The following is a 26,469-nucleotide window of genomic DNA, read 5'->3' on the forward strand; positions in this document are numbered from 1 at the left end:
GCCTGGTCCCCGTCGTCACCGACTTCGCCCGGCTGCGCCCCGTCCCCCGGGCCCCCCCCGCCGCCAGGGGCCCCCCCCCGTGGGGAGCCAACCCCCCCCCCCCCTCACCCACCCCCCCTTTTGGGTTTTAACGGGGGGGGCGGCCCCCCCGGGCGCGCCCTCGACCCCGACTTCTGGAAATGCCTGTGCACTCTTTCACTCACTCCGTCCGACTGGTCCGCGTCGCGGCTGTCCTCGCAGCGGCGATAGTCCTGACCTTCTGCTCGCTCGGGGGGTGGGCCTCAAGCGCGACCGCCGCCGAGGAGGAGCCCCAGGTCCGGTGGTCGGTCGTGCCGGCAGACGCGAGTGGACCGGACGGAAGGGCCGCAGTCGAGCACGAACTCGATCCGGGCGAGGTCGTCGAGGACAATTTCGCTGTACGGAACATCGGCGCGCAGGAAGTCACCTTCAGCTTGACCGGGGCCGACGGTTTCACGACCCGCACCGGGCGCTTCGACATACTGCCTGCCGATCAGGAGTCTGTTGACGCCGGCACGTGGATCTCGCTGCCAGAGACCGTCACGGTCCCCGCCGGCGGGACCGTCGTAGTTCCATTCTCCGTCGCGGTCCCCGACACGGCCGAACCCGGCGACCACGCCGCCGGCATCACCGCGTCGGTGCTCTCGGTGCAGTCCGCGGAGGACGGCACGAGCGTCGGGGTCGAGAGCCGCGTCGGCTTCCGTGTGCTCACGCGCGTCACCGGAGAGATCACGCCGGCCGCTGCGCTCGCCGGGCTCGCCGGCGACTACACCACGTCGTGGAACCCCCTGCGCCCGGGGGAGGCGACCGTCACCTTCGACGTCGTCAACGAGGGCAACACTCGTCTGCTCGCCGAAGGCTCCGTCTCGGCGGGCGGGCACACCGTCTTCTTCCCTGGCGTCGGCGAGTCGCCCCAGGAGCTCCTGCCTGGTGACAGCCGCACCATCAGCGTCGTCGTCGGCGACGTGTGGCCGCTGTTCGTGGTGCCGGCGACCGTGACCCTGGCGCCGACCGTCGTGACCATGTCGGACTCGTCCGAGACCCTCGACCCCGTCACCGCGGATGCCGTCGTGTGGGCGATGCCGTGGCCGCAGCTGCTGCTCCTCATCGGTCTCGCGCTCGTCGTGGGGGCGATCCTCTGGGGCCGCATCCGCTCTCGGCGGCGCCTCGCGGCGATGCTCGACGGAGCGCGGGCGGAGGCCCTCGAAGAGGGCCGTGAGCAGGGCCGCAGCGAGGCGAAGACTCCGGCGGGCGTCGCGTGAGGCGCCGGTACGGCCACCTGGCCTTCGGCGTGCTCGCCGCGATCTCGGCATCCGCTCTCCTCGCGATGCCCGCGAACGCCGACGAGGTCGACGTCGACAGCGGCACGGTCTCGGTGACGGTGCAGATCGATCCCCTCGAGTGCGTGACCGGCTGCAGCGGGGGTTCCCTGCCAGGGACCGATCTCCCCGCCACCGGCATGGCGGGCATCGAGCCCTTCCTGTGGATCGCGATCGCGCTCCTCGTGGCCGGAGCAGTGTTCGCGCTGAGGGCGCGGACGGCGCGTCACGGTCGGGCCCTTGCACTGACGGCGTCGTCGACGGCCTACGCTGTGGACAGCGGTGAACACGCTCCCATGGGGGAGGACCCGTCGGCCGACGAGCCGGCCGGGCACCGCCGGAGCGAACGAGGTGACCCCGCATGACCGAAGCGACGCGAGGCTGGCAGCGTCCCAGCATCTATGACGTCGCGAAGCATGCCGGCGTGTCGCACATGACCGTTTCGCGCGTGCTCAACGGTCACCCGAACATCCGCGAGTCGACGCGCGAGCGTGTGCTCCAGGCGATCGACGAGATGAACTACACCCGCAGCTCGATCGCACGGGCTCTCGCCACCCGTCGTGCGATGCGCATCGGCGTGCTGGTCGACAGCCCGGTGCAGTACGGCCCGAACAGCACGCTGCGCGCGCTCGAGAGCGCCGCCCGCGACGTGGGCTACGCGATCAGCGCCTTCTCCATCTCGGAGGACGAAGACCTGCAGATCGACACGGGGGTCGTCGAACTCGTCACGCAGGGGGTGGACGCGCTCTGCGTCATCGCACCGCGGGCGTCGTCGCTCGATCTTCTAAGGCAGCAGAGCACCGGACTTCCCACGATCGTGATCCGGGCGGAACCGGATGCCACCTGGCACACCGCTGCGGTGGATCAGCGCTTCGGCGCGAGACTCGCCGTCCAGCACCTCATCGATCTCGGGCATCGTTCGATCGCGCACCTCGCCGGCCCGCTCGACTGGTACGACGCCCGCGAACGCGAACAGGGCTGGCTCGACGCCCTCACCGCTGCGGGGCTTCCGGCCAAACCGGCGATCAACGGCGACTGGACGTCGGACTACGGCTACGAGTTCGGCCGCAGCTTCGACTTCGGCGACATCACCGCCGTGTTCGCCTCGAACGACCAGATGGCTCTCGGCCTCGTGCACGGGCTCACGGAGCGGGGGATTCGCGTACCCGCCGATGTCAGTGTGATCGGCTTCGACGATCTGCCGGACTCACGCCACTTCATCCCCCCGCTCACCACCGTCCGGCAGGACTTCGCCGCCCTCGGCTCGCTCGCGCTGCAGCTCGTCATCGCGGCGATCGAAGGCGAAGATGGCGCGCAGCACGACATGATCGCGCCCAGCCTCGTCGTGCGATCGTCGACGTCGGCACCGCGCGCCTGAACGCCGACCGGGCCTTTTCCGACATCATCGGTGCGGTCGCGCCAGGAGGTGTGGCCGGTCTTCGTCGCGCCTTGATGTTCTGCGGAATGTTCGCGGTAACGGAAAAGTAACGAAATACCGAAGTGGAGTTGCGCGCGGGGATTGTTAGCGCGCACAATGGGGTCACACACCTAAGGGTGTCCCGCTGGGGACACATGGATTTCTCTCTGACGAAGAGCGTCGGGGAGTCTCAAGGAGGAGATGAGATGGCACACAAGAAGCGCATGCTGGGGATGCTCGGCTTCGTGGGCGCGGGCGTGCTCGCGCTCGGTCTTGCCGGCTGCTCGGGCGCCGCAAGCGGCGACGCCGGCGACAGCGGCGACAGCAGCAGCGACCTCACCACCGTCGGCTTCGTCGCGGTCGGCCCCGAGGGCGGCTGGCGCAACGCGAACGAGCAGGCCATCAAGGACGCGTTCTCGGAGGAGGCCGGCTTCGACCTGAAGTACGCCCCCGCCGCGAGCCCGACCGACCAGAAGTCGCAGCTCGACGCCTTCGCCACGTTCGTGAACGACGAGGTCGACGTCATCCTGCTCACCGCCACCGAGGCGTCGGGCTGGGAGGACTCGCTCGAGCTCGCGCAGGAGGCGGAGATCCCCGTCATCCTGCTCGACCGCGGTGTCGACGCCAGCGACGACCTCTACGTCACGCGCATCGCTCCCGACAACGTGAAGGTCGCCGGTTCGGTGGGCGACTGGGCCGTCGAGACCTACCCCGAGGGCGCGAGCTACTACGTGCTCGAGGGCGTCCCCGGCCTCTCGGTCGTCAACGAGCGCAACGAGGGCTTCGACGCAGCCATCGAGGGCCAGGACGGCTGGAACAAGATCGGCGCGCAGACCGCCAACTGGACCGCTGACGAGGGCAAGTCGGTCATCGAGACCGTCCTCAAGGAGAACCCGGACCTGCAGTTCGTCTTCGCGCAGAACGACGAGATGGGCATCGGCGCCGCCGCTGCGGTGACCGCTGCCGGCCTGGTCCCGGGCACCGACGTCAAGATCGCCACGATCGACGGCACCACCCCGGCGCTCGAGGCCCTCGCGGCCGGCGACCTGAGCTTCGTCGCCCAGTACAACCCGTTCTTCGGCGACCTCGCCGTGGACGCGGTCAACGACGCACTCGCGGGCAAGACCGTCGAGAAGACTATCGTCGTCCCGGGCGAGACCTTCGACTCGGCCGAGGCCGGTCAGGCCGCGATCGACGCGGGCAAGGGCTTCTGATCCGACACTCGGTCGGCTAGGAGTAGAGCAGTGCGGGCGGGGGTCGCCGTTCTCGGCGGCCCCCGCTCGTCCTCGTCTCCGTCCCGTTCGTCTGCACTGCAGCAATAAGGAGTCACCCAGCGATGATTGAACCGATCGCGATCGTCGAGGTCCGCAACGCCTCGATCACCTTCCCGGGGGTCAAAGCGCTCGATGAGGTCAGCTTCCGGCTGCTTCCGGGCGAGGTCCACACCCTGATGGGTGAGAACGGCGCCGGAAAGTCCACTCTCATCAAGGCCCTGACCGGGGTCTACCAGATCGACTCCGGCGAGATCGTCGTGGCCGGGCAGGTGCGTCATTTCACCGGCACCGCCTCGGCACAGGCCGCGGGGATCTCCACGGTCTACCAGGAGGTCAACCTCTGCACGAATCTCACCATCGGTGAGAACGTGATGCTCGGTCACGAGGTCCGTGGCCTGGCCGGCGTCAACTGGCGCAAGACCCACGCGCTCGCCCGCGAGGCCCTCGCCCGCATGGGGCTGGGCGACCTCGACCCGCGCGCACCCCTCTCCTCCCTCTCCATCGCGATGCAGCAGCTGGTCGCGATCAGCCGCGCGATGGTCACCGACTCGAAGGTGCTCATCCTCGACGAGCCGACGTCGAGCCTGGACGCGAACGAGGTCGAGGTGCTGTTCGGGGTCATCCGGCGCCTGCGCGACCAGGGCGTCGCGATCCTCTTCGTCTCGCACTTCCTCGACCAGGTGTATGCGATCAGCGACCGCATCACGGTGCTGCGCAACGGCAAGTTCGTCGGCGAGTACCTCAAGCGCGACCTCGACCGTACGCAGCTCATCTCCAAGATGATCGGCAAGGACTTCGAGTCCCTGCGCGCGCTGGGCTCCAATCGTCAGACCGAGGCGCGCGACCGCACCCAGACCCCGCTGTTCGCGGCTGAAGGTCTCGGACGCAAGGGCGCGATCGAGCCCACTGACGTCGACATCCACGCCGGCGAGGTCGTCGGCTTCGCCGGGCTGCTCGGCGCCGGGCGTACGGAACTGGCCAGGCTCATCGCCGGTGCCGACAAGGCCGACTCGGGCACGGTGCGCATCCGCGGCAAGAAGGTCTCGCTGAACTCTCCCGTGGCCGGCCTGTCGCAGGGCATCGCCTACTCGACCGAGAGCCGTCGCGACGACGGCATCGTCGGCGACCTGAGCGTCCGCGAGAACATCATGCTCGCGGTCCAGGCGCGTCGAGGGTGGTTCCGGCGTGTGCCCGCCCGCGAGGTCGACCAGCTGGTCACGACCTACATGGAGCGCTTCAGCGTGCGCCCCAACGATCCCGACCGGCCCATCCGCCTGCTCTCCGGCGGAAACCAGCAGAAGGTGCTCCTCGGGCGCTGGCTCGCGACGAACCCCGATCTGCTCCTGCTGGACGAGCCGACCCGCGGCATCGACGTCGGCGCGAAGGCCGACATCCAGGAGACCGTGGCCGAGCTCGCCGAAGGCGGGATGGGCGTCGTGTTCATCTCGTCCGAGCTGGAAGAGGTCGTGCGTCTCTCCGAGCGCATCGTCATCCTGAAGGACCACCAGAAGGTGGGCGAGGTCGTGAACGGCCCCGAGGTGACGGCAGAGAGCATCGTCTCGGTCATCGCGACCGAGAGCGGGGACGAGGCCGAAGAGCAGGCCGACGCCCTCGCCGAAGAGGTCGCCGCCGGCGACGACCGCAATGGACTCGAAGGGAGCGCGTCATGAGCCGCGTCAAGACCGCGTTCCGCACGCCCTGGTTCTGGGCGATCATCGGGATCGCGCTGCTGCTGCTGGTCAACTCGATCAAGAACCCCGCGTACCTCGCGATCAGCGTCAACCCGACGACGGGGCTGCTCACCGGCAACGTGCTCGACATCCTGCGCATCTCGGCGCCGATCATCATGATCGCGCTGGGCATGACGTTCGTCATCGCGACCGAAGGCATCGACCTCTCCGTGGGATCGATGATGGCCGTCGGCGGCGCCGTCGCCATGCAGACCCTGTCGACCCTGGACTCGAACTCGGTGGGCGCGATGTTCACGGCCATCGGCCTCGCGCTGCTGCTGGCGATCGTCCTCGGCGCGATCAACGGCATCCTGGTGGCGGTGGTGGGGCTGCAGCCCTTCATCAGCACTCTGATCATGATGCTCGCCGCCCGCGGCATCGCCCGCGTGATCACGGACGGCCAGAACACGAACGCCACCAACGAGCCGTTCCGGCAGCTCGCGAACGGGCAGATCCTCGGACTGCCCACCAGCTTCGTGCTCGCCATCGCGATCGTGGTGCTGATCGCGCTGACCATGCGTCGCACCGCTCTCGGCCTCATGATCGAGTCCATCGGCATCAACCCGAAGGCGAGCCGCCTCGCCGGCATCCGTCCCCGTCCGATCCTGATCGGCGTCTACGTCCTGTCCGCCGCGCTCGCTGCGGTCGGAGGCTTGTTCAGCGTCTCCGAGGTGATGACGGTGAGCGTCGGAGGCACCGGAAACCTGATGGAGCTCGACGCGATCCTCGCGGTCGTGATCGGGGGCACCTCCCTCGCGGGAGGCAAGTTCTCGATCCTGGGCTCCACCATCGGCGCCCTCCTCATCGCGACCCTGAACAAGACCGTGCTGTTCCTCGGCATCCCCGCCGCGGCGACGCCGGCGTTCAAGGCGCTCGTCATCATCGCCCTGGTGCTGCTGCAATCGGAGCGGATCCGCTCGTTCGCGTTCTCACGCACGAAGTCCTCCGGCACCCCGACCGGGCCGGCCGCGACGGAGAGCACCCCCGTTTCGAAGGAGGTCGTGGCATGAGCACTTCACGCACGCTCGCTGAAACCGTCCCGCCCGTCGCCGATCTGCCCGAGAGCAAGAAGGCGGAGAACGTCACCCACCTGTCGCGGCTGTGGGAGCGCAGTCAGACGCTCATCCCCACGCTGACCGCGCTGGTGCTGCTGTTCGGCATGCTCATCTACGCGGAGATCGCGTACGGCCGGGTGTTCCACGCCGGAACGATGTCGAGTCTGCTCGTCAGCTTCGCGCCCACCATCATCCTCGCGGTCGGCATGACCATCGTGATCGTCTCGGGAGGCATCGACCTGTCGGTCGGCGCCGTGGTGGCGTTCAGCTCGGTCGCCGGCGTGATGCTGATGAACATCGGAGTCAACGGCTGGCTGTCGATGCTGCTCATGATCGTGTTCGGCGCGGTCTTCGGGCTGATCGCCGGCGTGATGATCCAGTACTTCAACGTGCAGCCGTTCATCGCGACACTCGCGATGATGTTCCTCGCGCGCGGACTCGCGTCGATCCTCTCGACCACCCCGGTGATCGCCCCCGAGGACTCGCCCATCCTGCTCCTCGCCACCGACTGGAAGCTCATCGACGGGCCGAAGGTCAACGACTTCACGATCACGCCGGGTCTGCTCATCGCCGTCCTGGTGGTGCTCGGGGGGCTGTTCTTCATGCACCGCACCCGCATGGGCCGCACCGTCTACGCGATCGGCGGAAACGAGTCCTCCGCCCAGCTGATGGGCCTTCCCGTCTCGCGGACCCGCGTCTGGATCTACATCGTCTCGGGTGCCCTGTCGGGTCTCGCAGCGATCGTGTACACGGCCGAGGTCGGCGGCAAGGCGCAGAACGTCACGGGTATCGGCTGGGAGCTCGACGCCATCGCGGCGGTCGTCATCGGCGGCACCCTGCTGACGGGCGGCTACGGCTATATCCTCGGCTCGATCGTCGGCGTGTTCGTGATCGCGGCGCTGCGCCTCATCATCACGAAGGACGGCACCATCAACCCCGAGTACCTGACGATCATCACCGGCGCCGTGCTGCTCGCCTTCGTGCTGCTGCAGCGGGTGCTGACGCGAAGGAGGTCGAGCTGATGTCGAACGAGAACCTGCAGGCGTCGATCGATGAGGTCCGCGCCGATGTCGCGAAGCTGCATGCCGAGCTGGTGCGCTACAACCTGATCGTGTGGACCGGCGGTAACGTGTCGGGCCGTGTGCCCGGTGCCGACCTGTTCGTGATCAAGCCGTCGGGCGTCAGCTACGACGACCTGACAGCCGAGAACATGATCCTCTGCGATCTGGACGGCAACGTCATCCCGGGCACGCCGGGCAGCGATCGCAGCCCATCGAGCGACACCGCCGCGCATGCCTACGTGTACCGCAACATGCCGGAGGTCGGGGGAGTCGTGCACACCCACTCCACGTTCGCGGTGGCGTGGGCGGCGCGCGGCGAGGAGATCCCGTGCGTGATCACGGCGATGGCCGACGAGTTCGGCGGGCCGATCCCGATGGGCCCGTTCGCGATCATCGGTGACGACTCGATCGGCCGCGGCATCGTCGAGACGCTGACCGGGCACCGGTCGCGCGCGGTGCTGATGCAGAACCATGGTCCGTTCACGATCGGCACGTCGGCCAAGGACGCGGTCAAGGCCGCGGTCATGGTCGAGGACGTCGCGCGCACAGTGCACTACGCCCGTGAGGCCGGTCCGCTGATCCCGATTCCGCAGGAGGCGATCGACCGCCTGTACGACCGGTATCAGAACGTCTACGGCCAGTCGACGGACGAGCGTCGCGACGCGGAGGGCGAGCGATGATGACGGATGCTGCGGCTCAGGCGATCCGCGAGGGTCGCACCGCGCTCGGGGTCGAGTTCGGCTCGACGCGCATCAAGGCCTGTCTGATCGATATCGACGACCCCACCCGCGTGCTGGCGACCGGATCGCACGCGTGGGAGAACCAGCTGCAGGACCGCAACTGGACGTATGCCCTCGACGACGTCTGGTCGGGGCTGCAGGCCGCCTACGCGGCGCTGGTCGACGAGGTGCGCGGCACCTACGGGGTCGTGCCCGAGGTCTTCGGTGCGATCGGCGTCTCGGCGATGATGCACGGCTACCTCGCGTTCGACGCCGAGGGTGAGCTGCTCACGCCGTTCCGCACGTGGCGCAACACCTCCACCGAGCGCGCCGCGGCGGTGCTGTCGGAACTGTTCGGCACCAACATCCCGCTGCGGTGGTCGATCGCGCACCTGTACCAGGCCGTCCTGAACGAAGAGGACCATGTCGCCGACATCCGGTTCCTCAACACCCTCGCCGGCTACGTCCACTGGAAGCTCACCGGCCGGGCGGTGCTGGGCGTCGGCGATGCGTCGGGCATGTTCCCGATCGACGCGGCGACCCGAGGGTACGACGCGGGCATGCTGCAGAAGTTCGACCGGCTCGTCGCGGAGCGCGCTCCGGACCTCGATGTCGCCGCGCTCCTGCCCGAGGTCCTCGTCGCGGGCGCACGGGCGGGCGAGCTGACCGCCGAGGGTGCGCGGCTGCTGGATCCGTCCGGTGCCCTGCGCCCCGGCATCCCGTTCTGTCCTCCCGAGGGGGATGCGGGAACCGGAATGGTCGCGACGAACTCGGTCGCGCCGCGCACCGGCAACGTGAGCGCGGGAACGAGCATCTTCGCGATGGTGGTCCTCGAGCGCCCGCTGCGGGAGGCGCACGAGGAACTCGACCTCGTGACGACGCCCGCCGGCGACCCCGTCGCGATGGTCCACTGCAACAACGGCGCGAGCGAGCTCGCAGCCTGGGTCGGACTGTTCGAGCAGTTCGCCTCCGTCGCCGGCGGTGGCCTGAACGCGGACGAGGTGTTCGAGGCGCTCTTCCGCGAGGCGCTCCACGGCGACCCCGACGCCGGGGGCCTGCTCGCCTACAACCACCTGTCGGGCGAGCCGATCGCCGGGCTCCCCGAGGGTCGCCCGCTCTTCGTCCGCACGCCCGAGAGCCGCTTCACCCTCGCGAACTTCATGCGCGCGCAGCTGTACGGCGTGTTCGGCACGCTCGCCCTGGGCATGCGCGTGCTCGAAGCGGAGGGAGTCGCCCTGAACCGCATGTACGCCCATGGCGGCGTCTTCCGCACGGCGGGCGTCGCCCAGCGATTCCTCGCCGGCGCGCTCGGCGCGCCGGTCGCGGTGGCCGACACTGCTTCTGAGGGCGGTGCCTGGGGCATCGCCGTCCTCGCCGCGTTCGCCGTCGACACGGCAGACGCGGACCTCGACGTGTTCCTCACGGACCGCGTCTTCGCGCACACCGGGTTCGATTCCGTCGAGCCCGATGCGGAGGATGTGCCCGGCTTCGCCGCGTACCTCGCCCGCTACCGCGCAGGCCTGTCGATCGAGCGCGCCGCGATCGCGGCGAAGCTGTGACGCCGGCTCCCTCACCCCGCTAGATCTGAAGGAAAGACCATGACCCGCACGCCCTTGTCCACGTCCCTCGACTCGTATGAGGTGTGGTTCGTCACCGGCAGCCAGAACCTGTATGGCGAGGAGACGCTCCGCCAGGTCGCTGAGCAGTCCCAGGCCGTCGTGGACGGCCTGTCGGGCCTGCCGGTGAAGGTGGTGTGGAAGCCCGTCCTGAAGGACTCGGACTCGATCCGCCGTCTGGCGCTGGAGGTGAACACGCGCGACGACGTCGTCGGCGTGATCGCGTGGATGCACACCTTCAGCCCGGCGAAGATGTGGATCTCGGGTCTGGACGCGCTGCAGAAGCCGCTGCTGCACCTGCACACGCAGGCGAACGTCGAGCTGCCGTGGGCCGACATCGACTTCGACTTCATGAACCTGAACCAGGCCGCGCACGGCGACCGCGAGTTCGGCTACATCCAGACCCGTCTCGGTGTGGCGCGCAAGACCGTCGTGGGTCACGTCTCGAACCCGGCCGTGCTGCAGCAGGTCGAGGACTGGCAGCGGGCTGCCGCAGGCTGGGCCGCGGTCCGCACCCTGAAGCTCGCACGGTTCGGTGACAACATGCGCTTCGTGGCGGTCACCGAGGGTGACAAGACCGAGGCGGAGCTGCGGTTCGGCGTGCAGGTCAACACGTGGGGCGTGAACGAGCTCGCCGAGGCAGTGGATGCCGCGGCCGACGCCGACATCGACGCCCTCGTGCAGGTCTACCTCGACTCGTACGACGTCGCCGACGAGCTGCTTCCGGGCGCGGAGCGCCACCAGTCGCTGCGGGACGGCGCCGCGATCGAGCTCGGGCTGCGCTCGTTCCTGGAGGAGGGCGGCTTCGGCGCCTTCACGACCTCGTTCGAGGACCTCGGCACGCTGAAGCAGCTGCCCGGTCTCGCCGTGCAGCGCCTGATGGCCGAGGGCTACGGCTTCGGCGGAGAGGGCGACTGGAAGACCGCGATCCTGATCCGCGTCGCCAACGTGATGGGCGCGGGCCTGCCCGGCGGCGCGTCGCTGATGGAGGACTACACGTACGACCTGGTCGCGGGCGACGAGAAGATCCTCGGCGCGCACATGCTCGAGGTGTCGCCGTCGCTGACCACCGCGAAGCCGCGCCTGGAGATCCACGCGCTCGGCATCGGCGGCAAGGAGGACCCGGTGCGCCTGGTCTTCACCGCCGACCCGGGCCCCGCCGTGGTGGTCGCGATGAGCGACATGCGCGACCGGTTCCGCCTCGTCGCCAACGTCGTCGAGAACGTCGACGCCCCCGACCTGCCGAAGCTCCCCGTGGGCCGTGCGATCTGGAAGCCCGCACCCGACTTCGCCACCAGCGCCGCCTGCTGGCTCGAGGCCGGTGCCGCGCACCACACCGTGATGTCCACCGCCGTCGGCATCGAGGTGTTCCGCGACTTCGCCGAGATCGCCCGCACCGAGCTCGTCGTCATCGACGAGGACACCACCGTCCGCGGCTTCCGCCGCGAACTGCGCTGGAACCAGGCCTACTACCGCCTGGCCCAGGGCCTCTGAGTCACCCGCCGCAGGGCGTCCGGATCCGATCCGGCCGCCCCGCGGCATCCCGTCCCACCACCACAACCGAACACCGCACCCGCAGAGACGCGCACCGTCCGGCGTCGTCGCCCCCCGAACGAACAGGAAGCTCGATGAAGAGACAGCGCTCCACCCTCCCTCGGAATGGAACACGGCGACTCACCGCACGGCGCGCCATCGCGGCATCCGTGGTCGGTGCGCTCGCCGTGACCACGATCGGCCTTTCGGCTCCGCTCGCGGCCTACGCCGCGGACGTGCCGGCGCCCTCCGCCCACTACGACATGACGCACGCGGGCGCGAGCCTCATCGACGTGTCGGGCAACGGTCGCAACGCGACGCTGACCAACCTCACCGACGCGTCGTTCGTCGACGCCGGCGGCGACGACGTGCTGCGCTTCAAGGCCGACGGCTACGCGTCGCTGCCGAAGGGCCTCGTGACCGGCACCGACAACAGCTTCACCGTGGAGTACACGGTCTCGACCCAGACGTCGGCGAACCACTTCGGCTGGGTCATCGGCGACGGCGTCGGACCGTGGAACACGACCCAGCTCGGCAACCACGTCTTCCTCAGCCCCCGCTCGTCGCAGGGCGGCTACACCAACCAGGTCCTGTCGGCCATCCGCGTGAAGTCGGGCACCGACAACGGCGAGAGCCGGCTTCCGGCGGGCGGCGGCCTCAACCCGGGCTTCACCACGCTCACCATGGTGGGCTCGGGCAACACGCTGACGCTGTACCGCGATGGCGCGGTCATCTCGACGCTCACCCACACCCGGGCAATGAGCTCGATCATCCCGAGCGGCGACGTGCTGGGCTACCTGGGCCGGTCGCTGTACCAAGGCGACCCGCTGCTTCGCGCCGATGTCTCCGACGTCAAGTTCTGGGATGTGGCGCTCACCGCCGAGGAGGTGTCGTCGAGCATGCCGACGGCTGCGCAGAAGACCGCTGCGACCTCCGCCCTGCTGCGCGGAGACGTGCTCGCGACGATGCTCGGGGCGAACTCATCGCTCGACAGCGTCTCGAGCAACCTGATTCTGCCGGCGACGGTCAACGGCGTCGCGCTCTCGTGGGCGTCGTCGGCGCCGTCGGTCGTCTCGACGGCCGGAGTCGTCTCGCGCTCGATCATCGAGAACACCCCCGTCACCCTCACCGCGACGACGTCGCTGGGCACGCTCACGTTCGATGTCACCGTGCTGGCGCCGTCGGTGGCGGCCGACCTCGACGCGATCTCGCTCGCGACACGCACCACCGAGAACCTGCCGCTGGCGACGAAGGGCGCGGTCAACGCGTCCGCGATCACCTGGACGTCGTCCGACGAAGAGCTCGTGACCGCGACGGATGCCTCGTACGCGGCGCCCGCCGTCGGTGCGGCGGACCCGTACGCAGGCGGAGGCATCGTGACGCGCCCCGCCTACGGCGAGGGCGACCGCGAGGTCACGCTCACCGCGCACGCCACGCTCAACGGCCAGACGGCCGAGCGCACGTTCGAGGTCACGGTGGCGGAGAAGGGCCGTTGGGCTCCCGACGCCGGCTACGCGGCGGCGTACTTCAAGTCCGACGGCGACGAGAAGATCTACCAGGCGGCGACGTCGGGCAACGACTTCTTCACGTTCTCGCCCGTCAACGGCGGCAACGCCGTGATCACGTCGACCGCCGACACCAAGGGTCTGCGCGACCCGTACATCCTGCGCTCGAAGGACGGCGACAAGTACTACATGGTCGCCACCGACCTCTGCATCAGCTGCGGCACGGGCTGGGGCCCGGCGCAGTCGGCCGGAAGCCTCAAGATCGAGGTGTGGGAGTCGACCGACCTGGTGGACTGGAAGCGCACCAACGGCGACAACACGGGCATCACCATCAACCAGCCTGAGGCCGGCATGACGTGGGCGCCCGAGGCGTACTGGGACGACGACCTCCAGTCGTACGTCGTGTTCTTCGCCTCGCGCCTCTACTCGGACGCGACCCACACGAACTCCGACAAGCTGTACGCCCGCATGTTCTACGTGCTGACGCGCGACTTCAAGACGTACACGTACCCGCCGGCGAGCTGGCAGGACACGGGATACGCCCGCATCGACTCGACGGTCACCAAGATCGGGGACTACTACTACCGCTTCACCAAGAACGAGGAGAGCGGCGCCGCCGGCACCCTCGAGGCGGGCAAGGACATCTTCCTCGAGCGTTCGAAGGTGCTCACCGCGCCCACGACGCAGTCCAGCTGGACGGCGAACCCCGAGTCCACGTGGCAGCTCACCGACACCCGCATGACGAGCCTCGAGACCGGGCAGTCCGGTGAAGGCCCCGAGATCATCAAGCTCAACGAGGGCGACCCGAACAACACCGGCGACGGTTACGTGTTCCTCGTCGACAACTACAGCGCGGGCGGCTACCGGGCATTCCTGACCACCGGTGCGGCGATCGCGTCGAGCCAGCAGTCCGACCGCCTGTCACAGCGCGCCGCGTGGAACGTCCGCCCCGTCGGCGGGCTGCCGGCGAGCCCCCGCCACGGAGCGTTCGTGAGCGTCACGCAGTCGGTGCTCACCGCGATGCACCAGTGGACGGATGTCGCGGCCGTCGCCTCGACGACGACCCTCGCAGCGTCCGGCAGCACGCTGACCGCCGAGGTCGAGGCGGCGGACGGCGGAGACGTCGTCGGCACCGTGACCTTCTCGGGCGGCTCGTGGAGCAAGACCGTCGACCTGGAGGACGCCTCGGCGTCCGTCACGGCCCCCGCGGGAGTCGGCAGCGTCACCGCGCACTATGACGGCTACGCTGACGGCCTCGTGGCGACGTCGTCCTCCTCGGCGGTGTCGATCGCCCTCGACATCACCGCCGCCGGCACCACGCGCTGCGTGGCCGGCAAGGTGACCGAGGTCGTGACCGTCACGAACCGTGACGATGTCGCCGCCACGATCGTGATCGCGGGTGCCTACGGCTCGAAGACGGTCACCGTCGCCGCGGGCACGAGCGCCTCCGCCACGTTCACCACGCGCCTGGCCTCGATCGCCGGCGACACGGTGTCGATCAGCGCCCAGTCCGCGGACGGCCGGAGCCACGCGTTCACCGTGACGGTGGCCGCAGCCGGCTGCAACTAGGGCACGCGTGAGGGGTCCGCATCTTCTGATGCGGGCCCCTCACCGCGCGTGGTGCTTGGGCCGATTGGCCCGCCACGGGCCGCGCGAACTACTGTGACAACGTCCCGCATCTGAAGAGGATCGAAACCATGGCACGTCCCCCCGCATCCGGAACCCAGCACGCACTCCGCGCCGGCGACTACGAAGCCGTCGTGGCGAGCGTCGGCGCGACGCTCCGCTCGCTCACGTATCGCGGCCGCGACCTCGTCGTGCCGTTCGAGGCCGACGAGGTGCGTCCCGCGCACCGCGGCGCGACGCTCGCCCCCTGGCCGAACCGCGTGGTCGACGGCCGCTACTCGTTCGGCGGCCGCGACTTCCAACTGCCGCTCACCGAGCCCGCGCGCTCGCACGCGCTGCACGGCCTTGCGACGTGGCTCGACTTCGAGGCGATCGACAAGGGCCCCGACCACGTGACCCTGGCGGCCGTCATCCAGCCGCAGACGTTCTTCCCCTGGCGCCTCGTCATCACCACGACGTTCTCGCTCGGGCCCGCCGGGCTCACGCAGTCGGTGACGGCGCACAATGAGAGCGACGAGCCCGCTCCGTGGGGCACCGGCCCGCACCCGTACCTCGTCGCCGGTGGCGGCCGCGTCGACGGGTGGACGCTCGAGCTGCCCGCCGCCCAGGTGCTCGCGGTCACGCCCGACCGCCTCATCCCGACCGACCTCGTCGCCGTCGACGCCGATGACCCGCAGCGCTTCGACTTCCGCTCCGCCCGGCAGATCGGCTCGGCCGAGATCGACCACGCGTACTCGGGCCTCATCCGCGACGCCGACGGCACCGCCACGGTGCGCGTGACCGGTGCAGCGGGCTCGGGCGTCGAGATGTCGTGGGATGCTGCGTGCCCGTGGGTCCAGATCCACACCGCCGACAAGCCCGACCCCGCGCAGAGCCGCCTCGGCCTCGCCGTCGAGCCCATGACGTGCGCGCCGGACGCGTTCAACGCCGGGTCGTACGACTACGACGCCGGGCTCATCGTCATCGAGCCCGAGGCATCCGTCACCGCATCGTGGCGCATCGCCGCGATCGACTGAGTCTCCCGCACGCGACACAGCGAAAGCGGAGCCGGCCCCCCGGTCGGCTCCGCTTTCATCGTCTGCGGATCAGCTGTCCCGCAGGTCTTCCTTGATCTCGTTGCGCGTTTTCACCGAGTCGCGCTCCGCTTCGGCCTTCTTGACTTCGGCATCAGCCTTCATCTCGTCGACCTTGTCCCCGACTCGATCGGTGGTGTCTTCCCACGCGTCCTGGATCTTCTCGCCGACGGCCTTGGCCGTCTCCTTCGCGTCTTCCATGAATCCCATCGATCTCTCCTCTCATGAGGGATGAGATCGACGTTACGCACGAGGCGCGAGGCGGGGCAGGGGGTTGATTCCGCGCGTGCCGCTTGATAGACGGACCGATGGATGCTGCCGCTCGGGGCTTCGCCGGACGGCTGCGGAAGGGGTGTCGTGGCCGCCGTGGAGGTCTCTGCGCGCGCCGCGGCGTCAGCGGACGGGCGTCGTGGTGTCGATCGCGTCGCGGAGCGGGCGGCGCATCGGCGCCCAGTAGTGCGTCGGCGTGACGCGGGCCAGCACGTCGACCAGGCGCGCCTCGCGGCCGATCATCGTGCGCGGACGCCGGCGGACCGTCGCCTCGACGATGCGCGCCGCCGCGTCGGCGGGCTCGGTGTGGTACATCGCGGCCTGCGCGGTCGCCGCGCGCTGGGCGACCGCGGGGTCGATCGCCGCGGCGTACCGGCCGTGCAGGATGATGCCCGTCTTCACGCCCGCAGGGTAGACCGCGCCCACCGTGATCGTGGAGCGCTCGAGTTCGTGACGCAGCGACTCGGTGAACCCGCGCACCGCGAACTTGCTCATCGCGTAGGGGATGCGCCCCGCAGGTGCCGCGAGGCCGTAGATCGACACCAGGTGGGTGATGTGCGCGGCCGGCTCCCGCCGCAGCGCCGGCAGCAGGGCCTGCGTGACGTTGACGGTGCCCCACAGGTTCACGTCCATGAGCCAGCGCATCTCGGCCATCGTCACCTGGTCGATGTCGCCGAGCATCGACGAACCGGCGCACGTCACGAGCGCCTGGATGCGCGAATGGGATGCCTCGACCTCCGCCACGACCGCGGCGACCGCGTCGTCGTCGGTGAGGTCGATCACGTGCGTGGTGTGCCCGGTGCCGTCGAGGGTGGCGGCCACTGCGGCGAGGCCCTCGGGGTTGCGGTCCAGCAGGGCGACGCGCGCTCCGCGCGCGGCCAGCTGCCGTGCGACGTCGGCACCCATTCCCGCGGCGGCGCCGGTGATGACGGTGGTGCGCTCGCGCACGTCCAGGGGTGGCTGCTTCGCCATGTGATGCCTCTCGGTCCGGTCGTCGCCGTCGACGAGCCGCGCATACGATTCTCGCTGACTCGGGAGTGCCCGACGGACGCTAGCCTTTGAGGGGAGGTTCGATGGGCAAGACCGCAGAGGCGATCGCCGAAGGGGTGTCCATCGCGTCCGCCGCAGCGCGCCTGGCGATCCGCAACCGCATCCTCGTCGAGACGATCGCGCACGACGAGGCGTTCGACGTGGTGGCCTTCACGCCGTTCGCGCGCGAGACCCTTCTCGGCCTCGCTGACGAGCAGGAGCAGGCTGCCGCGCTCGTGAAGCGTCAGCGCAAGAAGGCGTGGGGCAAGTTCACCGATCCCGACGGGACGCACGACTACCGCGACCGCGACACCCGCAACCTCCGCCGGCGCGGCCGGCAGTACGCCGGCGTCGCGACGGCGCTCCGGCGCATGGCCGACGACCCTCACGTCGTGCGCACGTTCATCGAGCAGTCACGTGACGCCGCGTGGGGCGACGTCGAGGCCAATCTCCAGCGCCGCCTGAGGGTCGAGGGCATGCGCCCCGAGCTCGACCCCGACTACGACCGCATGCGCGCCGCACGCATGCAGTCGATCCGCCTCGTCGACCTCCCGCGCCTCGCGGCCCACAAGCGTCATCACGATGATCCGGAGACGGATGCTGCGCCCCCGGCCGAGCCCGCAGCACACTCGCCGCGCATCTCGGGCATCGACGCGAGCGAGCTCGATTCCTGACGTGTGTCGGCGCTCGGGCGTACCTTCGAGTCGTGGCCGACGCAGCCCTACCGCATCCGATGCGCTTTCCTCTGGAGCATCCGCTGACCGAGCGGGTGCGCGCCGTCTGCCTGCCCTACCCTGAGGCGGCGGAGGTGCCGGCGCACGGCCGCTCGACCTTCCGCGCGGGCAAGCGCCAGTTCGTGATCGTCGGCGCCGCCCACGACGACGTCGGAGCAGTCGAGTTCATCCCCGACGACCTGGAGCGCCCGGTGCTTCTCGAGCGCGACGACGTCTTCGTGCCGCCCTACGAGGGCGCGTACGGCTGGCTCGCGATCCGTGTCGAAGCGGATGCCGGCGACTGGGAGCTCCTCGCCGAGCTCATCGACACCTCCTACCGACAGGTCGCGCTGCAACGACAGCTGCGTGCTCTCGACGGCGGGTAGGGGAGCGCTGATGCGCGCGGACACGCCCGGGGAACCAGCATCCGACCGCCGATTCGCGCGGCGCGCATCCGTCAGGTATTGTTGACGACGTTGTGCGCGAGAGCGAGCAACATGCGCCCGTAGCTCAATGGATAGAGCATCTGACTACGGATCAGAAGGTTAGGGGTTCGAGTCCCTTCGGGCGCGCACTGTGTTGAGACAGTAAGCATTGAAAACCCGCGGAGTTCCGCGGGTTTTCGTGTTTCTGGGGTGGGGTGAGTCGCCTCCACTCGAGTGGCGTTGGGGTGCTCGCAGATCCGCCCACGCAAAGAAGAAGCCCCGACCGTTACCACACGGCCGGGGCGAGACGAATGAGAAGTTCGCCTATCCCCATCACCGTACCTTGCGCACCTGGGAGATCGCTCGGCGCCGGACCGGTCTGATGGGGACCGTCGTCGAACTCAGTTGGCGTGCGTTCGACGACCGGTTTGTGTCGGTCGTCGCCCGATCGGCGTGCCGACGACGGTGAACGTCGCTACCCCGCGGTCGCCAGGACTTGGCGGAGCTGCGCGGCGGCCGCAGTCCCCGGTTCGGGAAGAGTGGTGATGCGCTCGTCCCATCGCTGTCGCGTCTGCATGGCCCAGAAGACGGCGAACAGGGTCAACCCCACCGCCTCGCCGAACAACACCTCCGGGAAGCCAGGGATCGCGTCTTCGATGCCGAACTGGGCCACAACGGCCAGCCCGACAAGGAAGAGGATGTCGGCAGCCATCGCTATCGCCAGGATCTTGTACCAGAGCTTCTGAGTGACGCTCGCCGGGGTGCGGTCCTCCGGGTCGTTGTCACGGATCCCGCGGATCCAGACCACCGTGGCGAACGCGGCGAAGAACAGGAACGTGGCGATGTAGTGGATGCTGAAGCTCCACGGGCCGATTCGGAAGTACGGGAATGCGCCGTTCGCCACGAAGGTGAAGAGGAAGAGGGCGACGGCGGTGATGGCGGCGGTCACGGGGACAAGGCGTCCGAACCGCTTCCGCTTCTCCTTGCGCTGCACGATCAGCATCACGGCGACGATCACCACGAGGGTGAGGATGTAGGTGAGGACCGCGTTCTGCACCTCAGGAAATGCGGCCTTCGGCAGGCAGGTCTGCTCTGTGCCCTCGCACGTGAACGTGGTCAGACCCTGCTCAGTGGCCTTCACATCGGTGGGCACGATCGCGATCAGCGGTCCGAAGATCGCGGCGAAATCGAGCAGCGTCGAGGGGCTGGGGAGTTTGAGGGTCCGCTTTCCCAGCGGGATCTTCGCCGCACCTCCTCGGCCGTTGAGCGCGAGCATCGCGAGGGATGCCGCGATGAGGACGCCGACGAAGACGTTCCGTGCCGGGGTCCAGTAGTAGTAGCTGATCGACCCCTTCACGTAGCCGCCGGCCACCGAGGCGATGATCACGCCGATGAAGAGGGCGGCGACGGCGAAGACGAACGATAGTCGCAGATAGCGATGGGTCTTCAAGGCCGCTGAGATGAAGTCCGGCTGCTCATCCTGGGCTTGCTGTTGGTGGGCGATCTTTCCATTCGTCGTGTCGGTCATCACTGCTCCAAATGCAGAGAAAATGACTCGCCGCGACGCGTTGTGAGTCTGATTGCCGCTGCCGCGACTTGCGCTCGCCCCCAGCGGAGCGCCTGCGCGTCATGGTACCGCTCCCGGTATGGCTACGGCAGGCCCAGCAAACTGCAATTCCTCCTTTCGCGGAGTGGACGGTGGCAGCTGTCGAGCCACTGCGATGTCGGCGGTGGGTCCGATGATGAGCGAATGACCGCGCACACGCATTCGATTCCGTTCACGATCGACTACGTCGAGATCTCAGTCACCGACATGCAGGTAGCTCGCGACTTCTATGGCGCCGCCTTCGGGTGGTCCTTCACCACCTATGGCGACCAATACTCGGGCATCCGCACCGCGGCTGAAATGGGAAGCGACGGCGAAGAAGCCGGCGGGCTGCTCCTCGTAGAGAAAGTCACGCGTGGCGGCCCCCTCGTTCTCGTCTACGCCGATGACATCGACGACGCCGTCGAGCGCGTCACCCGGGCTGGTGGCACCGTCGTGAACGGTCCCTATGACTTCCCCGGCGGCCGCCGATTCCACTTCCTCGACCCGAGCGGCAACGAACTCGGCGTGTGGTCGGCCTCGTAAGCGCGACGATCAACCGGTCGCCGGCGGACCGTCTTCGCAGCACGCGCCGGAGAGTGCATCCGAGATCTAGGCCCACCCGAGTTCGCGCAGGCGTGCGTCATCCAGCCCGAAGTAGTGTCCGATCTCGTGCACGAGGGTGATCCGAACACGCGCCCGAAGGGCATCGAGATCCGGACTGTGCTCCTGCATGTTGTTCTTGAAAAGGGTGATCCGGTCGGGGAGTTCCCCGTAGCCGTACACGCCTCGTGTCTTCAGCGGGCGTCCGCTGTAGAGCCCGAACAGCCGCGGCCGCTCGCCCGCGGGCTGGTTCGCGATGAGGATCGCCACGTTCTCGAGACCTCTCACCATGTCTTCGGGCAGAGCGTCGTACTCTTCGGCGACCATCGCCTGGAAGTCCGCGTCGGAGATCTCGACCATGGGACCTATTGTGCGCGGCTTGCCGCCGATAAGCCCGGGAGCGATCCAGCACCCGGTCAGCTGCCCCATCCCTGCTCCCCGAGGTGCAACCTCCGCCTCGCCGGTGCCGATGGGCCGCTGTATGGTGCGGAGATGCGATCACGCGCATCGGCCGTACTGGCCCTTTTCTCCATCTTGGTTCTCGCGGGTTGCTCGCCCACGACGCTTCCCGAGTTCGAATCGGTGCAGACGGATCGCGACATCCTCGTCGATGCCGCTTCGCAGGAAATCGACGCCGATAGCACCCGCTTCGTCGGCGAGGTCGAGGGCGCCGACATCTACCTTGCTCGCGGCACTGACGACACCCTGTGCCTGATCCAGATCCGAGATGGCGAGTGGGAGCACACGGGATGCGGGGCCGGCTTGGGTATCGGAAGCACGCTCGAGACAGGCACTCGCATCGAAGCAGGGACGTTCACCTTCCCTGATGACGAGGTTGCAGGCGGGAAACGCACGCGGCTCAGCGACAGTGTGACGGTGATCTCTTACCCCTGACGACCACGCCATCACCGGTGCGCGTTGCGCACTCGAGGACAGGCTTCGGAGGAGAGGACTGAGGAGCGACATGGAGTACTTCGATCTGAGCGGCCGACGAGCGCTGGTCACGGGCGGCAATCGCGGTCTGGGTCTTGCGATCGCGCACGCGCTCGCAGCCGCAGGCGCCCACGTGGTGCTGGGGGTCCGCGATCCGGAGAGCGCCGAACAGCCACTCCGGGCGATTCGGGCTGAGGGCGGTTCCGCGTCCTCGATCGCCCTCGATGTGACCCAGCTAGACGAGGCCCGAGCAGCGGTCGACGCCGCATCGGAGGATGGCGCGTTCGACATCCTGGTGAACAACGCCGGCGGCGGGATAAACGCGCCGGCGATCGACGTCACGGAGGCGGACTTCGATGCGGTGTGGTCGCTGAACGTCCGTTCGGCGCTGTTCCTCTCGCAGCACGTCGCGCGCTCGATGCCATCCGGGGGCGCGATCGTGAATGTCGCGTCGCAGGCAGGCATCGTGGCGCTGCCCGGCGAGTCGTCGTACTGCATCGCAAAGGCAGCGATGCTGCATTTGACTCGCTGCCATGCGGTCGAGTGGGGCGACCGGGGCATCCGCGTCAATGCGGTCGCTCCCACGTTCATCGAAACCGACGGCACGGCCGAGGCGCTGTCTGACCCCGCGTTCCGCGCCGACGTCATCGACCGGATCGCAGCGCTGCACCGGATCGGCAAGCCCACCGAGGTGGCCGGAGCGGTCTTGTTCCTCTGCTCTCCCGCGGCGTCGCTCGTCACCGGCCAGACGCTGGTCGTCGACGGCGGGTGGACCATCCGCTGAGGGGCTGGCCCCTTTCGATCGGTGATCGGCGCGCACGCTCATGTGCGCTGGTCCCCGGGCTCGACCCCCGCGTAGGCTCTCCGGATGACCTTCGATGCGAACGACGCGCGCACCGGCGTCGACGGAATCCTCAGTCGGGATCAGTTCGGCGATGCGGCACCATCACTTGCCATCGCAGCTGGGAGTGGTGTCGCGTGAGCGTGCACCTCATCGGCGGCGGCGCGACCACGGCTGCGGATGCCCCGCTCTACGCGCCGTTCGTCGCGGAAGCGGTGCTTCGAGCAGCCGACGCGGGCCGCTCGCGGCCGCGCATCGCGGTGATCTCACTGCACCCCGACGCCGCGGAGAAAGCGGTGGCGCTGGGCGAGCTTCTGGCCGAGGCCGCAACGGGATCCGCGATCGAAGTGCACCTGACCGCGGGGCGCCACGGCGAGCCGATCGGGCCCGGCGCGATCGCCGACGTCGACGGCATTGCGGTGGGGGGCGGCGTCGTCGAGGACGTGCGCGCCGGGCTCGAGCCGGTGTTCAGCGAGTTGCGTCGGCTGGTTGCCGGCGGTGTGCCGTACCTCGGCGTCTCGGCCGGTGCGATGATCGTGGCGGAGGGCTCGCTCGGAGGTGGCTCGCGCATCGGCGGCGTGGTCGTCTCACCGGAGGACTCCGACGAAGCGGGGGATGAGCTGGAGATCGAGGCCGGCATCGGCCTCGTCGACGTGGCCATCGAGGTGCACGTGGCCCAGCGCGGCATGCTGTCCCGATTGGTCGCGGCCGTCGAGTCGGGGATGGTCGCGGGTGGGCTCGGCATCGACGAGCGCACAGCCCTGATCGTGGGTGACAGCACGCTCCGGGTCGAAGGAGAAGGCAGCGTTTGGCGGGTGCTGCCGACCGACGGCGGCGTGCTGGTCTCCACCATCGGCACCTGAGGGCGTTCCGGCGTCCCTCGCCTCTGCGAGTTCTCCCACCCTTCGCCGATTCCGACAGGCCACGCGAGGATGGAGGCCGCTGGCTGAAATCTGAAATGTCCGGGGTTCTCGTTACGGTCACCTGCGTGGCAGTAAGCGATGCGCTTGCCGGACTGGATCCGGCACAGCTTCAGGCAGTCGAGCACGGTGAGGGGCCGCTGGTGGTCGCCGCGGGGGCGGGGACCGGGAAGACACGCGTGCTCACCGCTCGGGTGGCGCGGCTGCTCGAGGCCGGGGTCGTGCCGGAACGCGTCCTGCTGTTGACGTTCACCCGGCGCGCGGCGTCCGCGATGCTCTCTCGCGCTGCGGTGATGTGCGGCGACGCGCAGGCTGCGCAGCGCATCGCCGGTGGCACGTTCCATGCCGTCGCGCACCGCATGGTCGCCGAGCACGCACAGCACCTGGGGCTGGAGGACGTGACGGTGATCGATCCCGACGACGTCATCGACCTCATCGACCTGCTGCGCGCCGAGCACGGGCTCGACGGCACCGAGGTTCGCCTGCCCACGACACGCACCATCGCAGACATCGCCTCCCGCACGATCAACACTGCGACCCCGGCCCGCACCGTCATCGAAGAGCAGTTTCCTTGGGCGCTCGAGCAGGCCGACGCGATCGCCGGCCTGCTGCGTCACTACCGCGCCCGCAAACGCGAGCGCGGCTTGCTCGACCTGGATGATCTGCTCATCGCCTGGCGGGCGCTGGTCGCCGATCCCGACGTCGGGGCGCGGCTGCGCGCGCGGTGGGACTGGGTGCTGCTCGACGAGTACCAGGACGTCAACCAACTGCAGGTCGACATCGTGCGCGGGCTCAGTCCCGACGGCCGCGGGCTCACGGTCGTCGGCGACGACGCACAGGCGATCTATGCGTTCCGCGGCGCGAGCGCCGGACACCTGCTCGACCTCATCGAGGTGTACCCCGACGCCACGCTCGTGCGCCTGGAACGCAACTTCCGTTCCACTCAGCCGATCCTCGACCTCGCGAACCAGGTGCGTCCGGGCGAGCTGAGGTTGCAGCTGGTCGCCGACCGTGCGCAGCCGGGCGGCCGGCCGACGCTCGTCACGTGCCGCAACGCCGACGACGAGGCCCGCACGATCGCTGACCGCATCCTCGCCGCCCACGTCGATGGCACGCCCCTGCGTTCGCAGGCCGTGCTGATGCGCACCGGATCCCACAGCGCACAGCTCGAGGTCGAGCTCAAGGTGCGCAGCATCCCATTCCATAAGTTCGGCGGGATCGGCTACCTCGAGACGTCGCACGTGCGCGACCTGCTGGCGAGTTTCCGAGTGGTGCTCAACCCGGCAGATGAAGTGTCCTGGTACCGCCTGCTCACCCGGCACCGCGCGATCGGCAAGGCGAGTGCGCGGGGACTGGCAAAGATCCTCGCGGATGGGGGCGTCGATCGCGCGGCCGACGCGGTCGCGGCGGCACCGGCGAAGGCGCGCACCGGGCTCGCGTCGACCCTGTCGCTGCTGGGCGTGGTCGACTCCACGACCGCCGTGCCGGAGCTGGTCGAGGCGTGCCGAGGCGCGGTGGATCCGCTGCTGCGCGCGCACTACCCGGATTGGCACCGTCGGGTGACCGAAGTCGACTCCATCGCACAGGCCGCCGCTGGGCACGGCGATCTGCGCACGTTCGTGAGCGAGCAGGCGATCGACCCGGTGAACGTCGCCGGCGACTGGGCGAAGCAGCCCCACCTCGACGAGGACTGGCTGACCCTGTCGACGATCCATTCCGCCAAGGGCCTGGAATGGGACACGGTGCACCTCATGCGGGCGAACGATGGCGCGATGCCCTCGGACATGGCACTCACCTCGCGCGCCGGCCTCGCCGAGGAGCAGCGGCTCTTCTACGTTGCGCTCACCCGCGCACGGGACACCCTCGACGTCTACATGCCCTCGCAGCTGCCCACGCACCCTACTGCGTTCCTGGCCAAGCATGTCGCCGCCAAGCCCAGCAGGTTCCTGACCGAGCCCGCCCGCGCTCTCATGGAGCCGGTCAGCACCGCCTCCGTCACCCCCGAGCCCGCGCTCACGCGGGCCGTCGCGGCGCCGCGTGTGCGTACGGACGCGTTCGACGAACTGTTCGCCTGATCTCCATCGGCAGCCGCAATCCGAGCGTCCAGACCGGCGGCGCCCGAGGCATCCGCGGCGTCTCTGTCGGCCGCCGCAGGCTCCTCCGCGTCCCGAGCGAGGACGCGGGCGAGGTGCGCAGCTTTCGTGTCGTTCTCCTGCGCCGCCTCGGTCAAGGGTCGCCGGCATCCGCGTCGCGGGCATCGGCGACGCGCGCGATGAGGACTGGCTCCTCCTCGAGGCATAGGTCGAGGACGCCCCGCAGCAGGCCTCCGAGGCTGGTCGAGTTGAGCAGTCGGAATCGGTCGTACTCGCCCAACGGTGCGATCGCGGCGAGCTGCCAAGACGACTCCACCGGGTCTTCCGAAAGGTCGGTCGCGGGGTCCCATCGAGCCTCATCCAGGACGGAGGCGAGCCCTGCGAGGCGGCGCACGACCTGCTCAGTCTCGCGGTGGAGCGGCGCGAGCGCGTCGTCCCACTCGAGCGGGGCCATCCTCGACACGTCGGCCACGGGGTGCGGGTCGTCCTCGCCCCATCGGTCGACGATGATGCGCTCCCCGCCTACGGCGACCACGTACAGGTCCGCGGCGCCCGCCTCGATCTGCAGGATCCGCGCCATGGTGCCGACGGAGGAGCGCTGATCCCCACCGCCTGCCTCGAGCCCCCGCTCGATGAGGACGACCCCGAACTCCGGATCCTCCACGTCGAGCAGGCGCCCGATCATGGTGAGGTATCGCGGTTCGAACACCCTCAGCACCAGCGGTGTGTACGGCAACAGGACACTGCCCAGCGGGAACATCGCGACGGCGTCCATGGGCCCCAGTCAATCAGGCGGACGCGTGTGCGTGAGGGCGGCGACACTCGGACACGGGCGCCTCTTATGTCGGCAGTCGTGAGGTGAGACCCTACTGCCGTGGAGGGTATCGAGTGGTGGAGGTCCCTGGACGCGGGGACGAGAGACTGGCTGATCGCGCATAATGGCGAGGCGCTGCCTGCCGATGTCGTTGCCAAGGTGGTTGCGGCCGGCGGGAACGTGGCGTCCGACGCATGGTGGGTGGGTGAGGAAGGACCCGACGGCTTGTACTTGTCGGACGAAGCCGTGGACTGGATCGAAGCAGTGGGGAACGCCGAAGCGACGTAGGGCGGCTGA

25 protein-coding genes and 1 tRNA gene are annotated in these 26,469 nt (G+C 69.0%); 21 read left to right on the top strand and 5 right to left on the bottom strand.

Going from position 1 to position 26,469, the window contains the following annotated elements; translation table 11 throughout:
• Positions 1–452: 452 nt before the first annotated feature.
• From ACFC1K_RS05775 to ACFC1K_RS05830, 12 genes are all read left to right on the top strand, one after another.
• Positions 453–1,280 carry a hypothetical protein gene (locus ACFC1K_RS05775; protein ID WP_375870828.1) on the top strand — a complete coding sequence of 276 codons (828 nt, stop codon included), beginning with the start codon at positions 453–455 and terminating at the stop codon, positions 1,278–1,280.
• Complete coding sequence (locus ACFC1K_RS05780; protein WP_375870829.1) at positions 1,277–1,702, top strand: LPXTG cell wall anchor domain-containing protein; 426 nt, start codon at positions 1,277–1,279, stop codon at positions 1,700–1,702. Before ACFC1K_RS05775 ends, ACFC1K_RS05780 begins: the two co-directional genes overlap by 4 nt.
• Positions 1,699–2,715, top strand: coding sequence for a LacI family DNA-binding transcriptional regulator (locus tag ACFC1K_RS05785; RefSeq protein WP_375870830.1), 1,017 nt, complete (start codon positions 1,699–1,701; stop codon positions 2,713–2,715). The genes ACFC1K_RS05780 and ACFC1K_RS05785 overlap by 4 nt, the downstream gene beginning before the upstream one ends.
• Positions 2,716–2,960: 245 nt before the next feature.
• Positions 2,961–3,968 carry a substrate-binding domain-containing protein gene (locus ACFC1K_RS05790; protein ID WP_310285564.1) on the top strand — a complete coding sequence of 336 codons (1,008 nt, stop codon included), beginning with the start codon at positions 2,961–2,963 and terminating at the stop codon, positions 3,966–3,968.
• A gap of 122 nt (positions 3,969–4,090) precedes the next feature.
• A complete protein-coding gene (locus ACFC1K_RS05795; protein ID WP_375870831.1) occupies positions 4,091–5,698 on the top strand; it encodes a sugar ABC transporter ATP-binding protein in 1,608 nt (535 codons plus the stop codon).
• Entirely contained in the window at positions 5,695–6,768 is a 1,074-nt protein-coding gene (locus tag ACFC1K_RS05800; RefSeq protein ID WP_375870832.1) for an ABC transporter permease, read from the top strand. Before ACFC1K_RS05795 ends, ACFC1K_RS05800 begins: the two co-directional genes overlap by 4 nt.
• Complete coding sequence (locus tag ACFC1K_RS05805; RefSeq protein WP_310285558.1) at positions 6,765–7,835, top strand: sugar ABC transporter permease; 1,071 nt, start codon at positions 6,765–6,767, stop codon at positions 7,833–7,835. The genes ACFC1K_RS05800 and ACFC1K_RS05805 overlap by 4 nt, the downstream gene beginning before the upstream one ends.
• Complete coding sequence (locus ACFC1K_RS05810; protein ID WP_375870833.1) at positions 7,835–8,554, top strand: L-ribulose-5-phosphate 4-epimerase; 720 nt, start codon at positions 7,835–7,837, stop codon at positions 8,552–8,554. Before ACFC1K_RS05805 ends, ACFC1K_RS05810 begins: the two co-directional genes overlap by 1 nt.
• A complete protein-coding gene (locus ACFC1K_RS05815; protein WP_375870834.1) occupies positions 8,554–10,152 on the top strand; it encodes a xylulokinase in 1,599 nt (532 codons plus the stop codon). The genes ACFC1K_RS05810 and ACFC1K_RS05815 overlap by 1 nt, the downstream gene beginning before the upstream one ends.
• A 39-nt stretch (positions 10,153–10,191) precedes the next feature.
• On the top strand, positions 10,192–11,703 hold the full coding sequence (gene araA, locus ACFC1K_RS05820) for an L-arabinose isomerase (RefSeq protein WP_375870835.1): 1,512 nt from the start codon (positions 10,192–10,194) through the stop codon (positions 11,701–11,703).
• 134 nt (positions 11,704–11,837) lie between these two features.
• On the top strand, positions 11,838–14,816 hold the full coding sequence (locus tag ACFC1K_RS05825) for an immunoglobulin-like domain-containing protein (protein WP_375870836.1): 2,979 nt from the start codon (positions 11,838–11,840) through the stop codon (positions 14,814–14,816).
• A gap of 128 nt (positions 14,817–14,944) precedes the next feature.
• On the top strand, positions 14,945–15,889 hold the full coding sequence (locus ACFC1K_RS05830; RefSeq protein ID WP_375870837.1) for an aldose 1-epimerase family protein: 945 nt from the start codon (positions 14,945–14,947) through the stop codon (positions 15,887–15,889).
• 69 nt (positions 15,890–15,958) lie between these two features.
• On the opposite strand, the gene ACFC1K_RS05835 is transcribed toward ACFC1K_RS05830, so the two are convergent.
• Positions 15,959–16,147 (bottom strand): hypothetical protein, encoded by a 189-nt coding sequence (locus ACFC1K_RS05835; protein WP_310285547.1) that lies wholly within the window; start codon positions 16,145–16,147, stop codon positions 15,959–15,961.
• Between the two features lie 192 nt (positions 16,148–16,339).
• A complete protein-coding gene (locus ACFC1K_RS05840) occupies positions 16,340–17,188 on the bottom strand; it encodes an SDR family NAD(P)-dependent oxidoreductase (protein WP_375870838.1) in 849 nt (282 codons plus the stop codon).
• A 101-nt stretch (positions 17,189–17,289) separates the two neighbouring features.
• On the opposite strand from ACFC1K_RS05840, the gene ACFC1K_RS05845 reads away from it, so the two are divergent.
• The 3 genes from ACFC1K_RS05845 to ACFC1K_RS05855 all read left to right on the top strand — a co-directional run bounded on the left by ACFC1K_RS05845 (position 17,290) and on the right by ACFC1K_RS05855 (position 18,530).
• Positions 17,290–17,919: an asparagine synthase gene (locus ACFC1K_RS05845; RefSeq protein ID WP_375870839.1), complete on the top strand. Its 630-nt coding sequence runs from the start codon at positions 17,290–17,292 to the stop codon at positions 17,917–17,919.
• Positions 17,920–17,951: 32 nt separating this feature from the next.
• Positions 17,952–18,344, top strand: coding sequence for an MmcQ/YjbR family DNA-binding protein (locus ACFC1K_RS05850; protein WP_375870840.1), 393 nt, complete (start codon positions 17,952–17,954; stop codon positions 18,342–18,344).
• A 113-nt stretch (positions 18,345–18,457) separates the two neighbouring features.
• Positions 18,458–18,530 (top strand) — tRNA-Arg (locus tag ACFC1K_RS05855).
• A 328-nt stretch (positions 18,531–18,858) separates the two neighbouring features.
• Here ACFC1K_RS05855 and ACFC1K_RS05860 read toward each other — a convergent pair.
• Complete coding sequence (locus tag ACFC1K_RS05860; RefSeq protein WP_375870841.1) at positions 18,859–19,911, bottom strand: hypothetical protein; 1,053 nt, start codon at positions 19,909–19,911, stop codon at positions 18,859–18,861.
• Between the two features lie 222 nt (positions 19,912–20,133).
• On the opposite strand from ACFC1K_RS05860, the gene ACFC1K_RS05865 reads away from it, so the two are divergent.
• Positions 20,134–20,514 carry a VOC family protein gene (locus ACFC1K_RS05865; protein ID WP_375870842.1) on the top strand — a complete coding sequence of 127 codons (381 nt, stop codon included), beginning with the start codon at positions 20,134–20,136 and terminating at the stop codon, positions 20,512–20,514.
• Positions 20,515–20,580: 66 nt separating this feature from the next.
• On the opposite strand, the gene ACFC1K_RS05870 is transcribed toward ACFC1K_RS05865, so the two are convergent.
• Positions 20,581–20,931, bottom strand: a complete 351-nt coding sequence (locus ACFC1K_RS05870) for a metallopeptidase family protein (RefSeq protein ID WP_045297790.1) — start codon at positions 20,929–20,931, stop codon at positions 20,581–20,583.
• A gap of 132 nt (positions 20,932–21,063) precedes the next feature.
• Here ACFC1K_RS05870 and ACFC1K_RS05875 point away from each other — a divergent pair, with 132 nt between their 5' ends.
• The 4 genes from ACFC1K_RS05875 (at position 21,064) to ACFC1K_RS05890 (ending at position 25,340) form a co-directional block, all read left to right on the top strand.
• The gene (locus ACFC1K_RS05875; protein ID WP_375870843.1) at positions 21,064–21,465 is read left to right on the top strand and encodes a hypothetical protein; all 402 of its coding nucleotides are present in this window, start codon (positions 21,064–21,066) and stop codon (positions 21,463–21,465) included.
• Between the two features lie 70 nt (positions 21,466–21,535).
• Positions 21,536–22,288, top strand: coding sequence for an SDR family NAD(P)-dependent oxidoreductase (locus tag ACFC1K_RS05880; protein WP_375870844.1), 753 nt, complete (start codon positions 21,536–21,538; stop codon positions 22,286–22,288).
• 194 nt (positions 22,289–22,482) lie between these two features.
• Positions 22,483–23,208 (top strand): Type 1 glutamine amidotransferase-like domain-containing protein, encoded by a 726-nt coding sequence (locus ACFC1K_RS05885; RefSeq protein ID WP_375870845.1) that lies wholly within the window; start codon positions 22,483–22,485, stop codon positions 23,206–23,208.
• 125 nt (positions 23,209–23,333) lie between these two features.
• Positions 23,334–25,340 (top strand): ATP-dependent helicase, encoded by a 2,007-nt coding sequence (locus ACFC1K_RS05890; RefSeq protein ID WP_375870846.1) that lies wholly within the window; start codon positions 23,334–23,336, stop codon positions 25,338–25,340.
• A 151-nt stretch (positions 25,341–25,491) separates the two neighbouring features.
• Here ACFC1K_RS05890 and ACFC1K_RS05895 read toward each other — a convergent pair whose 3' ends face one another.
• Positions 25,492–26,133 (bottom strand): LON peptidase substrate-binding domain-containing protein, encoded by a 642-nt coding sequence (locus tag ACFC1K_RS05895; protein ID WP_310285505.1) that lies wholly within the window; start codon positions 26,131–26,133, stop codon positions 25,492–25,494.
• Positions 26,134–26,232: 99 nt separating this feature from the next.
• Between ACFC1K_RS05895 and ACFC1K_RS05900 the strand changes: the two genes are divergently transcribed.
• Positions 26,233–26,460 carry a hypothetical protein gene (locus tag ACFC1K_RS05900; RefSeq protein ID WP_310285501.1) on the top strand — a complete coding sequence of 76 codons (228 nt, stop codon included), beginning with the start codon at positions 26,233–26,235 and terminating at the stop codon, positions 26,458–26,460.
• Positions 26,461–26,469: the final 9 nt, after the last annotated feature.

The organism is Microbacterium sp. NPDC056057 (assembly GCF_042266945.1).
GTDB classification, from domain to species: Bacteria; Actinomycetota; Actinomycetes; order Actinomycetales; family Microbacteriaceae; genus Microbacterium; species Microbacterium trichothecenolyticum_C.

Coding starts and splice junctions, on each gene's coding strand:
- ACFC1K_RS05880 (WP_375870844.1), top strand. CDS start 21,536: ATGGAGTACTTCGATCTGAGCGGCCGACGAGCGCTGGTCACGGGCGGC.
- ACFC1K_RS05830 (WP_375870837.1), top strand. CDS start 14,945: ATGGCACGTCCCCCCGCATCCGGAACCCAGCACGCACTCCGCGCCGGC.
- ACFC1K_RS05865 (WP_375870842.1), top strand. CDS start 20,134: ATGACCGCGCACACGCATTCGATTCCGTTCACGATCGACTACGTCGAG.
- ACFC1K_RS05795 (WP_375870831.1), top strand. CDS start 4,091: ATGATTGAACCGATCGCGATCGTCGAGGTCCGCAACGCCTCGATCACC.
- ACFC1K_RS05870 (WP_045297790.1), bottom strand. CDS start 20,931: ATGGTCGAGATCTCCGACGCGGACTTCCAGGCGATGGTCGCCGAAGAG.
- ACFC1K_RS05845 (WP_375870839.1), top strand. CDS start 17,290: ATGGGCAAGACCGCAGAGGCGATCGCCGAAGGGGTGTCCATCGCGTCC.
- ACFC1K_RS05875 (WP_375870843.1), top strand. CDS start 21,064: ATGCGATCACGCGCATCGGCCGTACTGGCCCTTTTCTCCATCTTGGTT.
- ACFC1K_RS05825 (WP_375870836.1), top strand. CDS start 11,838: ATGAAGAGACAGCGCTCCACCCTCCCTCGGAATGGAACACGGCGACTC.
- ACFC1K_RS05835 (WP_310285547.1), bottom strand. CDS start 16,147: ATGGAAGACGCGAAGGAGACGGCCAAGGCCGTCGGCGAGAAGATCCAG.
- ACFC1K_RS05785 (WP_375870830.1), top strand. CDS start 1,699: ATGACCGAAGCGACGCGAGGCTGGCAGCGTCCCAGCATCTATGACGTC.
- ACFC1K_RS05790 (WP_310285564.1), top strand. CDS start 2,961: ATGGCACACAAGAAGCGCATGCTGGGGATGCTCGGCTTCGTGGGCGCG.
- ACFC1K_RS05895 (WP_310285505.1), bottom strand. CDS start 26,133: ATGGACGCCGTCGCGATGTTCCCGCTGGGCAGTGTCCTGTTGCCGTAC.
- ACFC1K_RS05815 (WP_375870834.1), top strand. CDS start 8,554: ATGACGGATGCTGCGGCTCAGGCGATCCGCGAGGGTCGCACCGCGCTC.
- ACFC1K_RS05840 (WP_375870838.1), bottom strand. CDS start 17,188: ATGGCGAAGCAGCCACCCCTGGACGTGCGCGAGCGCACCACCGTCATC.
- ACFC1K_RS05805 (WP_310285558.1), top strand. CDS start 6,765: ATGAGCACTTCACGCACGCTCGCTGAAACCGTCCCGCCCGTCGCCGAT.
- araA (WP_375870835.1), top strand. CDS start 10,192: ATGACCCGCACGCCCTTGTCCACGTCCCTCGACTCGTATGAGGTGTGG.
- ACFC1K_RS05810 (WP_375870833.1), top strand. CDS start 7,835: ATGTCGAACGAGAACCTGCAGGCGTCGATCGATGAGGTCCGCGCCGAT.
- ACFC1K_RS05860 (WP_375870841.1), bottom strand. CDS start 19,911: ATGACCGACACGACGAATGGAAAGATCGCCCACCAACAGCAAGCCCAG.
- ACFC1K_RS05800 (WP_375870832.1), top strand. CDS start 5,695: ATGAGCCGCGTCAAGACCGCGTTCCGCACGCCCTGGTTCTGGGCGATC.